General features: G+C 67.3%; 12 protein-coding genes and 1 tRNA gene. 8 read left to right on the forward strand and 5 right to left on the reverse strand.

Going from position 1 to position 12,456, the window contains the following annotated elements; translation table 11 throughout:
- The first annotated feature begins 48 nt into the window (after positions 1-48).
- From L687_RS27910 to pstB, 6 genes are all read left to right on the forward strand, one after another.
- Positions 49-2,214, forward strand: a complete 2,166-nt coding sequence (locus L687_RS27910) for an RNA degradosome polyphosphate kinase (protein WP_021199100.1) — start codon at positions 49-51, stop codon at positions 2,212-2,214.
- Positions 2,211-3,200 (forward strand): NUDIX hydrolase, encoded by a 990-nt coding sequence (locus tag L687_RS27915; protein ID WP_021199101.1) that lies wholly within the window; start codon positions 2,211-2,213, stop codon positions 3,198-3,200. The genes L687_RS27910 and L687_RS27915 overlap by 4 nt, the downstream gene beginning before the upstream one ends.
- Before the next feature lie 150 nt (positions 3,201-3,350).
- Positions 3,351-4,457, forward strand: coding sequence for a phosphate ABC transporter substrate-binding protein PstS (gene pstS / locus L687_RS27920; RefSeq protein WP_021199102.1), 1,107 nt, complete (start codon positions 3,351-3,353; stop codon positions 4,455-4,457).
- Positions 4,458-4,549: 92 nt separating this feature from the next.
- Complete coding sequence (pstC, locus tag L687_RS27925; protein WP_021199103.1) at positions 4,550-5,500, forward strand: phosphate ABC transporter permease subunit PstC; 951 nt, start codon at positions 4,550-4,552, stop codon at positions 5,498-5,500.
- Between the two features lies 1 nt (position 5,501).
- Entirely contained in the window at positions 5,502-6,605 is a 1,104-nt protein-coding gene (gene pstA, locus L687_RS27930) for a phosphate ABC transporter permease PstA (RefSeq protein WP_021199104.1), read from the forward strand.
- A gap of 28 nt (positions 6,606-6,633) precedes the next feature.
- Entirely contained in the window at positions 6,634-7,413 is a 780-nt protein-coding gene (gene pstB, locus L687_RS27935; RefSeq protein ID WP_017828973.1) for a phosphate ABC transporter ATP-binding protein PstB, read from the forward strand.
- Between the two features lie 276 nt (positions 7,414-7,689).
- On the opposite strand, the gene L687_RS27940 is transcribed toward pstB, so the two are convergent.
- The 4 genes from L687_RS27940 to sigK form a co-directional block, all read right to left on the reverse strand.
- Positions 7,690-8,574, reverse strand: coding sequence for an aminodeoxychorismate lyase (locus tag L687_RS27940; protein ID WP_021199105.1), 885 nt, complete (start codon positions 8,572-8,574; stop codon positions 7,690-7,692).
- A gap of 197 nt (positions 8,575-8,771) precedes the next feature.
- Positions 8,772-9,401: a hypothetical protein gene (locus tag L687_RS27945; protein WP_021199106.1), complete on the reverse strand. Its 630-nt coding sequence runs from the start codon at positions 9,399-9,401 to the stop codon at positions 8,772-8,774.
- Positions 9,402-9,430: 29 nt separating this feature from the next.
- Positions 9,431-10,222, reverse strand: a complete 792-nt coding sequence (locus L687_RS27950; protein WP_021199107.1) for an anti-sigma factor — start codon at positions 10,220-10,222, stop codon at positions 9,431-9,433.
- Positions 10,219-10,818 (reverse strand): ECF RNA polymerase sigma factor SigK, encoded by a 600-nt coding sequence (gene sigK / locus L687_RS27955; protein WP_029258697.1) that lies wholly within the window; start codon positions 10,816-10,818, stop codon positions 10,219-10,221. The genes L687_RS27950 and sigK overlap by 4 nt, the downstream gene beginning before the upstream one ends.
- A 196-nt stretch (positions 10,819-11,014) precedes the next feature.
- Here sigK and L687_RS27960 point away from each other — a divergent pair, with 196 nt between their 5' ends.
- Together L687_RS27960 and L687_RS27965 are read left to right on the forward strand one after the other, a co-directional pair.
- Positions 11,015-11,674 (forward strand): fasciclin domain-containing protein, encoded by a 660-nt coding sequence (locus tag L687_RS27960; protein ID WP_021199109.1) that lies wholly within the window; start codon positions 11,015-11,017, stop codon positions 11,672-11,674.
- Positions 11,675-11,811: 137 nt separating this feature from the next.
- Positions 11,812-11,884: transfer RNA gene (locus L687_RS27965), tRNA-Lys, on the forward strand.
- Between the two features lie 26 nt (positions 11,885-11,910).
- Here the strand turns inward: L687_RS27965 and L687_RS27970 are convergent.
- Complete coding sequence (locus tag L687_RS27970; protein WP_021199110.1) at positions 11,911-12,366, reverse strand: hypothetical protein; 456 nt, start codon at positions 12,364-12,366, stop codon at positions 11,911-11,913.
- Positions 12,367-12,456 lie beyond the last annotated feature (90 nt).

The raw sequence follows: 12,456 nt of genomic DNA on the forward strand, positions 1-12,456 counted from the left end.
TCGACTCCGTTCACACGGGCGTCACCTCTCGGTGCTTAGATGTACCCCATGATCGATCCCGCACTCGCCGACGCCGGGCTGGGTGACGCCGAAGACGACGACTTCGACGCCATCGAGTCCTACGACTCCCAGCTCCCGGACCACCGCTACCTGGATCGCGAGCTCAGCTGGCTCGCCTTCAACCAGCGCGTGCTCGAGCTCGCCGAGGATCCCTCGCTTCCCGAACTCGAACGTGCCAACTTCCTGGCGATCTTCGCGAGCAACCTCGACGAGTTCTTCATGGTGCGCGTCGCGGGCCTCAAGCGCCGCATCATGACCGGCCTCGCGGTGCCCACGAACATCGGCCGCTCCCCCGTCGACGCGCTCGCCGACATCTCGCGCGAGGCGCATGCCCTGCAGCTGCGGCACGCGGATGCCTGGACCTCGCTCGTGCGTCCGGCTCTGGCCGAATCCGGCGTGGAGATCACCGAGTGGTCCGAGCTCACGGACGGCGAGCGCTCGGCGCTGTCGGAGTACTTCGGAGCCCAGGTCTTCCCTGTGCTGATGCCGCTCGCCGTGGATCCGGCGCATCCGTTCCCCTACATCTCGGGGCTGTCGCTGAACCTCGCGATCCGCATCCGCAACGCCCGCACCGGACGGCAGGAGTTCGCTCGGCTCAAGGTGCCGCCCATGCTCCCGCGCTTCGTCGAGGTTCCGGGAGGCGGCGAGATCAAGCGCTTCCTGCGCTTGGAGGAGCTCATCGCCAATCATCTGGGCGATCTGTTCCCCGGCATGGAGGTGCTCGACCACCACGCGTTCCGTCTGACGCGCAACGAGGACGTGGAGATCGAGGAGGACGAGAGCGAGAACCTCATCCAGGCACTCGAGGCCGAGCTGCTGCGTCGACGTTTCGGTCCGCCGATCCGTCTCGAGATCACCGACGACATGGATGATGTCACGATGGACCTGCTGGTCCGCGAACTCGACATCACCGACCTCGAGGTCTACCGGCTTCCCGGGCCGCTCGACCTGCGCGGTCTGTTCGACCTGTCCCGCATCGATCGCCCCGACCTGCGGTATCCGCCGCACCTGCCGACCACCGCCGTGGCCTTCCAGCCCGCGGGATCGAGCAACCGGGCGGACATCTTCAAGGCGATCCGCAAGTCGGACGTGCTGGTGCACCACCCGTACGAGTCGTTCACCACGAGCGTGCAGGCGTTCCTCGAGCAGGCGGCCCGTGACCCGCACGTGCTCGCCATCAAGCAGACCCTCTACCGCACCTCCGGCGACAGCCCCATCGTGCAGGCGCTCATCGACGCGGCGGAGGCGGGCAAGCAGGTGCTGGCCCTCGTCGAGGTGAAGGCCCGCTTCGACGAGGCGAACAACATCGTCTGGGCGCGCAAGCTCGAGAAGGCCGGCGTGCACGTGGTCTACGGCCTCGTCGGGCTCAAGACCCACTGCAAACTCGCGCTCGTCATCCGCGAGGAAGACGGCAAGCTGCAGCACTACTCCCATGTCGGCACCGGAAACTACAACCCGAAGACCAGCCGTATCTACGAGGACTTCGGGTTGTTCACCGCCGACGCGCAGGTCGGCAAGGACCTGACACGACTCTTCAACGAGCTCAGCGGCTACGCGATCGAGAAGAAGTTCAAGCGCCTCCTGGTCGCCCCCCTGCACCTGCGCAAGGGCCTGGTCCGCCAGATCGATGCCGAGCTGAAGAACGCCGAGGCGGGAATTCCCGCGCACATCCGCATCAAGGTGAACTCGATGGTGGACGAGGAGATCATCGACGCGCTCTACCGTGCGAGCGCGGCGGGTGTGAAGGTCGACGTCTGGGTGCGCGGTATCTGCAGTCTCCGCACCGACCTCGACGGGATCAGCGACAACATCACGGTGCGCAGCATCCTCGGTCGATACCTGGAGCACTCGCGCATCTTCGCCTTCGAGAACGGCGGCGATCCTCAGGTGTACATCGGCAGTGCCGACATGATGCACCGCAACCTCGACCGCCGGGTGGAGGCCCTGGTGCGCGTCACCGACCCCGCCCACCTCAAAGAGCTCGGAACGTTCTTCGACCTGGCGATGGATGCCGGCACGACCTCGTGGCATCTCGGTGCAGGAGGGGTCTGGGAGCGCCACGCCGTCGACGCGGAGGGCAAGCCCCTGATCGACCTGCAGGACAAGACCATGGGGTTGATCCAGCGGCGTCGTCGCGCGCGGGCGGTCCGATGAACACGCGGCAGCTACAGCTCCCGGTCGGCACCACGACGAACTCGAAGTGGACGGACAAGGCCGTGTACGCGGCGGGAGCCGTGGTGTGGCGCCTCGTCGAGGGCAAGCTGCGCATCCTGCTGATCCACCGCACCAAGTACCGCGACATCACGCTTCCCAAGGGCAAGGTCGATCCTGGGGAGATGCTCGCCGAGACAGCCGTGCGCGAGGTGCAGGAGGAGACCGGCATCCGGGTCTCGCTCGGAGTCTCGGTCGGTGTGAGCCGATATCACCTGGCGTCGCAGAAGCAGAAGGTCGTGCACTACTGGGCCGCAGAGGCGACCGACGCCGCGATCCGGGAGTCGACGTTCGTTCCCAACCGGGAGATCGCTGCGCTCGAGTGGGTGAGCGTGAAGAAGGCGAGAGCGCGCCTGAGCTACCCCGTCGACCTCGAGATCCTCGACTTCTTCTCCAACCTCGTCGACGACGGTGTGCTGCGCACCTTCCCGGTGATCGCCCTGCGGCATGCGAAGGCGACGCCCCGCTCGGAGTGGGACGGGTCGGATGCCTCACGGCCACTCACCGACCGCGGACGGAAGCAGGCGAAGTCGATCGTGGGACCGCTGCGCGCTTTCGGCGTGCGCAGGATCGTGACGAGCGACGCGGTGCGGTGCGTGGAGACGATCACTCCTCTCGCTCGCGCACTCGATCGCAAGCCCGTGAAGACGGAGAAGATCAGCCAGGACGCTTGGGAGGACGGCGAGTCCGATCTGCGCGCGGTCATCGGTCGCCGCATCCGCGCCGGCAAGCCTGCAGTGCTGTGCAGCCACGGGCCGGTGCTTCCGGGCCTGCTCTCCGAGATCGCCCTGGCCACAGGCACCATCCAGGGGTCGTATCTCAGCAGTGCCGCAGACCTCGAGCCGGCCGCGTTCTCGGTCGTGCATCTGTCGGCCACGAACCCCGGATCCGGGATCATCGCGATCGAGACGCACATCCCCAAGGTCTGACGTCCCCTGATTTCTCGCGGGAGCACCCCAGAGAGTCGCCCGTCGTTCACCTGCCGTTCACCTGCTCGGGAGAGTCTCGTTAACCGTCGCCCATAGCGTCACTGTGTGCCCTGCACCGGGCCCCACCCATTCCAGATCGAAGGATCCACAGTGAAGATCTCCCGAATCGCACGAATCGGCGCCATCGGCGCCGTCGCCGCCCTCGCACTCGCCGGCTGTGCCGCGAACGAAGCAGGCACCGGTTCCACCGACGAGCCCACCTCCAGCACCGCCGCCGTCAGCGGTTCCCTGGTCGGCGCGGGCGCCTCCTCGCAGCAGGTCGCCATCCAGGCATGGACCGCCGAGTTCCAGAAGACCAACCCCGACGCCCAGGTCGAGTACGACCCGCAGGGCTCGGGCGGTGGCCGCGAGTCCTTCCAGCAGGGCGCGGTCAACTTCGCCGGCTCGGACCGCGCGTTCAAGACCGACGAGATCTCGGCCGGCGGCTTCGGCGCGTGCGTCGACGGCTCCGACCTCATCGAGATCCCCGCATACATCTCGCCGATCGCCATCGTCTTCTCGCTCGACGGCGTGGACGAGCTGAACCTCGACCCCGAGACCATCGCGTCGATCTTCGCCGGCAAGATCACCAACTGGAACGACCCGGCGATCGCCAAGGACAACCCCGACGCCAAGCTCCCCGATCTCGCCATCACGCCCGTCCACCGCTCCGACAAGTCGGGCACCACGGGCAACTTCACCGACTACCTGGCGCAGACCGCCGGCGACGTGTGGACCGCGGGCAGCGTCGAGGAGTGGCCGGCCGACCTCGCCGGAGAGTCCGCCGAGAAGACCTCGGGCGTCGCCAACGCCGTCAAGGGTGGACAGGGCCTCATCGGCTACATCGACTCCTCGCAGGCCGCCGACTTCGCGTCGGTCAACGTCAAGGTCGGCGACAAGTTCGTGCCGCACTCGGCCGAAGGTGCCGCCGCCACGCTCGACGCCTCGAAGATCGAGGAAGGCCGCACCGACGGCGACCTCGCCTTCGCGATCGACCGCACCACCACCGCCGACGGCGCGTACCCCGTGCTCCTCGTCAGCTACCTCATCGGCTGCGCCGAGTACGAGGACGAGAACGTCGCCGCGCTGACCAAGGCGTTCTTCACCACCGCGATCAGCGCCGAGGGCCAGGACGCCGCCGCGACCAACGCCGGCAGCGCCCCGATCTCGGACGACCTGCGCACGCAGGCTCAGGCTGCGATCGACCTCATCAAGTGAGCCAGTGACGGTCTCCGGGATGCCGCGCGGCATCCCGGAGACCGTCTGCTCGCGTCAGACACCCGATCTCCACTGAGCAGGAAGCAGCTCCCATGACAGCCACGACCTCGCCGGCGTCGACGCGCATCGTCGCGAAGAAGCGCGCCGGTGACCTCTGGTTCTCCGGAACGGCGGTCGCCGCCGGATCCATGATCATGATCACGCTGGCCGCGGTCGCGATCTTCCTCATCGTGCAGTCCATTCCGGCCTTCACCGCGACAGCCGAGGATGCCTCGCTCCTCAAGACGAACTTCTGGGACTACGTCGGCCCACTCCTGTTCGGCACGGTCTGGGCCGCCTTCCTGGCCCTCCTGCTCGCCGTGCCGCTCTCGCTCGGCGTCGCCCTGTTCATCACGCACTACGCACCGCGGCGGCTCGCTCAGGGCCTGGGCTACGTGGTCGACCTGCTGGCCGCCGTCCCCTCGGTCGTGTTCGGCCTCTGGGGAATCCTCGTCCTGGCTCCCGCTGTGCAGCCCATCTACGTCTGGCTGAACACGAACGCCTCCTGGATCCCGTTCTTCGACGGCGTCGTCTCCCCCACCGGACGAACGATCCTGACCGCCGCGATGGTGCTCGCCGTCATGGTCGTCCCGATCATCACGGCCATCTGCCGCGAGATCTTCCTGCAGACCCCTCGCCTTCACGAGGAGGCCGCCCTCGCCCTCGGCGCCACCCGCTGGGAGATGGTGCGGATGGCCGTTCTTCCCTTCGGCCGTTCCGGCATCGTCTCCGCCTCCATGCTCGGCCTCGGCCGTGCGCTCGGCGAGACCATGGCCGTCGCGATGGTGCTCTCGGTGAGCAAGGCCGTCACCTTCGAACTGCTCACCTCCACGAACCCCTCCACGATCGCAGCGAACATCGCGCTGACGTTCCCCGAGGCGTACCAGGTCAACATCAACATCCTCATCGCGACCGGTCTGATCCTGTTCGTCGTGACGTTCGCGGTGAACGCTCTCGCACGCTGGTTCGTGAACCGCCGCAAGGAATTCTCGGGAGCGAACTGACATGACCGTTACCGCCCCTGAATCGTCTCGCACGGCGAGCGCGGCCCCCACCCAGCTGTCGCTCAGCTCGGGACACCTCCCCCGCTGGTCGCCGTGGGCGCTCCTCGCCCTCTCCCTCCTCATCGGCTTCACGCCCTTCGCTCTCGAGGCCCTCGCCAGCGGATCCGACCTCAACATCGCCGGCTCCGTCGTTCTCGGCGCGGTCATCTACCTGGTGCTCATCTACGTGATGTCGCGCATCATCGAAGGCTCCAGGAAGGCGCTGGACCGCCTGATCACCGGAATCGTGACCTCGGCGTTCGCCATCGCGATGGTGCCGCTGGTGTCCGTCGCGATCACCGTGGTCGCCAACGGCGTCGCCCGTTTCGACGGACTGTTCTTCTCGTCATCGATGCGGGGAGTGCTCGGTGAAGGCGGCGGCGCCCTGCACGCCGTCATCGGCACGCTCCTGGTCACCCTCGCCGCCGCGATCATCTCGATCCCGATCGGTCTGATGACGGCCGTCTACCTCGTCGAGTACGGCAAGGGCGGCCGGATGGCCCGCACCATCACCTTCCTCGTCGATGTCATGACGGGAATCCCGTCGATCGTCGCCGGCCTGTTCGCCTACGCCGTGTTCGCGCTGATCTTCGGACCCGGCGTGCGCATGGGCATCGCGGGCTCGGTCGCCCTGGCCGTGCTCATGATCCCTGTGGTCGTGCGCTCCACCGAGGAGATGCTGCGACTGGTGCCGAACGAGCTGCGCGAAGCGTCGTACGCGCTCGGGGTGCCGAAATGGCTCACGATCGTCAAGGTGGTCCTCCCGACCTCGATCGCCGGCATCACCACGGGTGTCATGCTCGCCATCTCGCGCGTGATCGGCGAGACCGCGCCCCTGCTGCTGACGGCCGGCTTCACCGACGCGATGAACTACAACCTGTTCAGCGGACGCATGCAGACGCTCCCGGTTTTCACGTACTCGCAGTACGCGTACCAGGGCATCCCCGCTGAGGCATACGTGGAGCGGGCCTGGGCCGCTGCCCTGACGCTCATCATCATCGTCATGCTGCTCAACCTGATCGCGCGCCTCGTCGCGAAGATCTTCGCACCCAAGACCGGCCGCTGAGCCTCGACCCGACAAGCAAGGAACTGCAGTGTCCAAGAGCATTGAAGTCAACGACCTGAACGTCTACTACGGCGACTTCCTCGCCGTAGAGGGCGTCTCCCTCGACATCCAGCCGCGCAGCGTCACCGCGTTCATCGGCCCCTCCGGCTGCGGCAAGTCCACCTTCCTGCGCACGCTCAACCGCATGCACGAGGTCATCCCCGGTGCCCGCGTCGAGGGCGAGGTGCTGCTCGACGGCAAGGACCTCTACGGCCCCGGCATCGACCCGGTGCTCGTCCGCCGCCAGGTGGGCATGGTCTTCCAGCGTCCAAACCCGTTCCCCACGATGTCGATCAAGGAGAACGTGCTCGCCGGTGTGAAGCTCAACAACAGCCGCATGTCGAAGAGCGATCAGGATGCCCTGGTCGAGAAGTCACTCACCGGTGCGAATCTGTGGAACGAGGTCAAGGACCGCCTCGACAAGCCCGGTTCCGGCCTCTCCGGCGGTCAGCAGCAGCGTCTGTGCATCGCCCGTGCGATCGCCGTCTCGCCGCAGGTGCTGCTGATGGACGAGCCCTGCTCGGCTCTCGACCCCATCTCGACGTACGCGATCGAGGAGCTGATCGGCGAGCTGAAGAACGAGTTCACGATCGTGATCGTGACGCACAACATGCAGCAGGCGAGCCGCGTGTCGGACAAGACCGCGTTCTTCAACATCGCGGGCACCGGCAAGCCCGGAAAGCTGATCGAATACGACGACACGACCTCGATCTTCACCACACCGTCGGTGCAGGCCACCGAGGACTACGTCTCCGGCCGCTTCGGTTGAGCGCTGGATCCCTGCTGCTGCACCCCTGCTGCTTCTTCGCCAAAACCCAGATCACTTGAGTCGCCGACGGCGTGTCACCTGTTGACACGCCGTCCGGTCGTTCGTGCGGTGCGTTCCGGCGAAGCGCTGCGACCTCGCCAGGGCGTCTATGCGCTCCCCGACACCGCGGAGGCCTGGGTGCATGCGGCCTCTCACGGAGGCACGATCCGATGTGCGCGAGCCGCAGCGGAGCATGGGCTCGAGGCGGGCGTGCGTGGGAGGGCGGGTGAGGTGGGATCAGTCGCGCGGCGAGAGCAGGTAGCGGTTCAGCGCGGCCGTGAGCGTGCGGTCGACCGGAAGGGAGACGCCATCGACGGCGGTGATCGCCGCGGCGAGGCGCACGCTCGACACGAGCCACGCGGCGTCCGCCTGCGGAAGGTCGGTTGCCGGGATGCGGTCGTACCCGACGTCGAAACCCTGGGCGGCGAGGTGCTCGTACACGCTGAGCTGCGTCGTACCGTGCAGGATGCCACCCGTCGGAGCCGGCGTCACGAAACGGTCGCCGAAGCGGAGGATCAGGGAAGCCGTCGGAGCCTCCAGCACGAAGCCGTCGCTCGAGAGGAAGATCGCATCGTCCGCACCACGCCGGTGCGCCTCGCGCAGGGCCGCCATGTTCACGGCGTACGACAGCGTCTTCGCTCCCAGCAGCAGCCACGGAGCCCGCTCCGCTGCACCCAGGTCGTACCCGCGGTCGAGCGTCACGACGCGCACACCATGCTCTCGCACGGCGGAGAAATCGGAGGCCGGAGCCGCGGTCACCCATGCCGTCGGAGTGGGCCCGTGCTCGACTCCGCGGCTGAGGATGAGCTTGATGACGGACTCGCCCGCTCCGAGCTGTGCAGCCGCCTGATCGACCGCCTGCCGCCATTGCATGAGATTCGGGACCGGAAGGTCGCACAGCCGTGCCGAGTGGGCGAGGCGTTCCAGGTGCGGGACGACCTCCTGCGCGTGCCCGTCGATCACGCCGATCGACTCGAACACCCCGTCACCGCGCTGTGTGCTCAGCTCCCCCACACTGAGCGCGGGGGCGGCGGCGTCCACCTGCGTGAAGGTCTCGGAGAAGTCGCTGCGCTGTTCGTCGGCGGCGACGGGATCGATCATGAGTGCGAAGCGCCCGGTCATGATCCGAGCCTAGAGGGCGGGAATACCGTCCGCCGCATCGCGTTACAATGGAGTGGCCGGGCCGCATAACCCCGGGCTCCAATTTTTGCCGCTGCGAGCGGCCTTCCGCCGAGAGGCGTTCTTGCGGCCCGGTCTTTTCTTGCCCGGAGCGGTTTCGCTCATCCGGATCGCCTTCCCATCGGGCCACCCGATGCTCGTCAGGCGAGCGCATCCATCCGCCACAGCACGGCGGATGCGGCCAGATCCTGTCCGTAACTGCTCAGTCGCAGCGCTCGCGTGGTCAGTTCGCTGGATCGTGCGGGCTCGGTCGGTTCGTAGTCGTCAGCCGTGTGTGTCGCCCCGGAGGCCTGCACACGGCAGAAGGCCGCGGCGCGGTCGAGCGCCACGGCGAAGTCGCCACGGAATGCCCCCCGCAGGATCGTGTCGATCAGAGCGACCAGCTCGTCCGGACTCGCCGGCACCGGCGCACCGGCGATCGCCGCATCCGCCGACGGCAATTCGACGCGCCCGCGGTCGTACAGGAGGGCCGCGGTCTGCGGGTCGCCGTGGATCGCGAGCTGCAGCACGTAGAGGCGCCACAGGGCGCCGGGGAGAGTCCGTGAGGGTGCTTTCGACCACAGCTCCGCGATCTCGTCGATTCCGTGTTCGGCGGTGAAGGCGACGAGTCTTTCGGCGCTCGCTCCGCTCTCGTCGGCGCGGACGCGGGTCAGCAGAGCGGATGCCGTGGCATGCGCGATACGCGTCTCCTCGGCGGGGTCGTGTGCGCCGACGATGTTGTCGAAGGCGCTCGTCGGGCGGCGCACGGGGCGATGATACTGCTCGGGCATCCCTCCAGGGTACGCGCGATCAGTGCGGCTCACGCCGTGGGGATGACGATCACCGGATCGGTCGTCGGCTGGCCCGACGGAGATCCGCCGGCCTGCTCCACGGTCACCGCGATCGCGTCACCCGCCTGCATATCACCGGCGAGGAGGGCGGTGGCGTCACCACCGTCGACATCGAACACTCCGGCGGAGACCGGAGCGTCACCGCGCACGAACCACAGCTCATACGTCTGGCCTTCACCCGCACTCGGGAGACCATCGGCCACGAGCACGGCCTTGCCGGTGGAAGCCGACCAGTGCGCTGTCGCGCTTCCTCCGTCGTCGAGCGTCACCGTCGCCTGCTGGGCGTCGTCGGCTGCTTCGATCTCCTGCAGCGCGATGACACTCGCGGGCGGGTTCAGCTGCTGATTGAGGGCGACCGCGCCGATGCCGACGCCCACCAGCACGGCGAGGCACGCCGCCAGGGCGAAGACGGTGCGGGTCCAGCGACGCTGCTTCTTCGGCTCGGGCTGAGGCTCGGTGTGGGACACGTCGACGACTGCGGGACGTTCCTCGTGCGATGACGAGACGTCGGTGTCGGTCCGCGATCCACCGTTCTGGGGCATGTCCGCGATCTGCGCGAGCAGCGCGGATCGGATGTGTGCGGGAGCGGCGACGGGCTCGACAGGGTCTGCGAGCGACGCGGCCGTCGCGATATCCGCATCCACCGTGTCCTCCCATTCCGGGTGCTCCGCGAGGGCTGAACGGTATCGACGCTCGTCGTCAGCGGAGAGCGAGTGCAGCGCGGCACCTGCCGCGAGTTGCTCGAAGTCCTTCTCGTTCATGCCGTCACCCCCATCGCCGTACGCAGACGGCTGAGCCCGTCTCGCATCCGTGTCTTGATTGTCCCCAGCGGCGCCCCCACGAGGGCCGCGATCTCGTTCTGACTGTAACCGCCGTAATACGCGAGGACGAGTGCTTCGCGCTGAGCTTCCGGAAGCCCCGAAAGCGCCTCGACGACCTTCCCTCCCTCGATCCCCAATTCGACCTGCTCCGCGACACTGTCGTGCGCGACGCCGATGTCCTTGAATCCTGCTCGTACGTCCCGGTCCGCGCTCGATTGCGATGCCCGCACTCGGTCGACGGCCCGGCGATGAGCGATCGTCATGACCCACGCTCGTCCCTGACCTCTGTTCGGAGCGAAGCGGGAAGCGGATTGCCAGATCTCGAGAAAAACCTCCTGGAGCACCTCTTCGCTCTGCGCGCGATTGATTAGGACGCGGAGGATGAGGCCGAACACGCGGGAGGACAGCGTGTCATAGAGCGTGGCGAAGGCAGCCTGATCACCGGAGGCGACGCGGACGAGGAGGTCGGCGACAGCATCCTGCGTCGCTCCGTCCTCGGGAACGTCGAACCCATCGATGACCATCCCCATAAGCATGCCGCATCTCCTCCCCGATCACGTGCAGACGTCACCCGAATGTGAAGGAATCGACCTCGCGAATCGTGCGCTCCGGCGCCGTCGTCGGAGCTGTTTCCAAGATTTCTGAGATTCTTCCCATCCGATCCCGAACGGGCTCCGAACAGCACTCGACGCCACGGAGAGGCCGTGGCTCAGTTTTCTGAAGGAGCTCGACATGTTCAGCACCAAGAAGAAGGTCACCGCGGCAATCACCCTCGGCCTGGCGAGCGCGTTCCTGCTCTCCGCCTGTTCCATGGGCAGCGGCAGCACCTCGGACTCGTCTTCCGAGCCGAAGGCACCGGAGACGTCGGAGTCGACGCCGATGGAGATGGACCCGGCAGCCAACCTGGTCGGCCCCGGCTGCGCGGCATACGCCGACGCTGTGCCGGACGGCGCGGGTTCCGTCGAGGGAATGTCGCAGGACCCGGTCGCGGTCGCGGCCTCGAACAACCCGCTGCTGACCACGCTGGTCTCGGCGGTGAGCGGACAGCTCAACCCCGACGTCGACCTCGTCGACACCCTGAACGGCAGCGAGTTCACGGTCTTCGCACCGGTCGACGACGCGTTCGCGAAGATCGACCCGGCCACCATCGAGGCCCTCAAGACCGACAGCGCCACGCTGAGCTCGATCCTGACGTACCACGTGGTTCCCGGCCAGATCGACCCGGCCGACATCGACGGCATGCACAAGACCGTGCAGGGCGCCGAGCTCGAGGTCACGGGCAGCGGTGACGACCTGATGGTCAACGACGCCAAGGTGATCTGCGGTGGAGTCAAGACCGCGAACGCGACCGTGTACCTCATCGACACGGTTCTGATGCCCCCGGCTTCCTGAGCCAGGGATCGCCGGGTGGGAGGACGCCCGGCACACGCCCTCTCGGAAGCAGGGGGAGGATCCCGAGAGGGAAAAGGGGCCGTCGGCGGTGCTGTGTCGCCGACGGCCCCTCGTCGTGCACACTAGACTTTGATGAGGGGCCTCTAGCTCAGTTGGCAGAGCATCGGACTTTTAATCCGCGGGTCGTGGGTTCGAGCCCCACGGGGCCCACCGCAGGTCGCCGCTCGGCGACTGTCTCAGGACTCGCCGCCGGGCGCGCCCGACAACAGCTCCGCTCGGATGTCGGCCACACCGTCCGGCAGCGACTCCCCTTCGAGAGCGAAGACCGGCGCTTCCTGGCTTCCCCCGATGCCGCACACCGCGACGCTGTCCGCACCGTTGAGCGACTTGGGGATGACCACGAACCAGAGCGACGACGACGCGAGCCATTCGGTGGTCGCCATGTCTCCGAAATACGTGGCATCCGGTGCGAGAGCTCGGGTCCTCTCGGTGCAGAGATCGACGAGCGCAGTCGTGGTGAACTCCGTTCCCGTCGCCGGCGGTTCCGTGGTCTCGATCGCCGAGGGGGTCGGGGTGGGCGTGGGTGAAGAGGTCCTCGATGCGGAGGGCGAAGGGCTCGACGCCGGCTCGGGGGCACACCCCGCGAGCAGGATGAGTACCGGGAGGAGGACGAGTGCAGGACGGACGCGCATATCTGGATCGTACTGCCGGGACTCGCGCACCTGTGACGAGCGCTCCGTGGAAGACCGTTCCCCCTTATCACCGGCTCATCACCTCGGCCA

The sequence above is a fragment of the Microbacterium maritypicum MF109 genome, assembly GCF_000455825.1.
In the GTDB taxonomy this organism is placed as follows: Bacteria; Actinomycetota; Actinomycetes; order Actinomycetales; family Microbacteriaceae; genus Microbacterium; species Microbacterium maritypicum_A.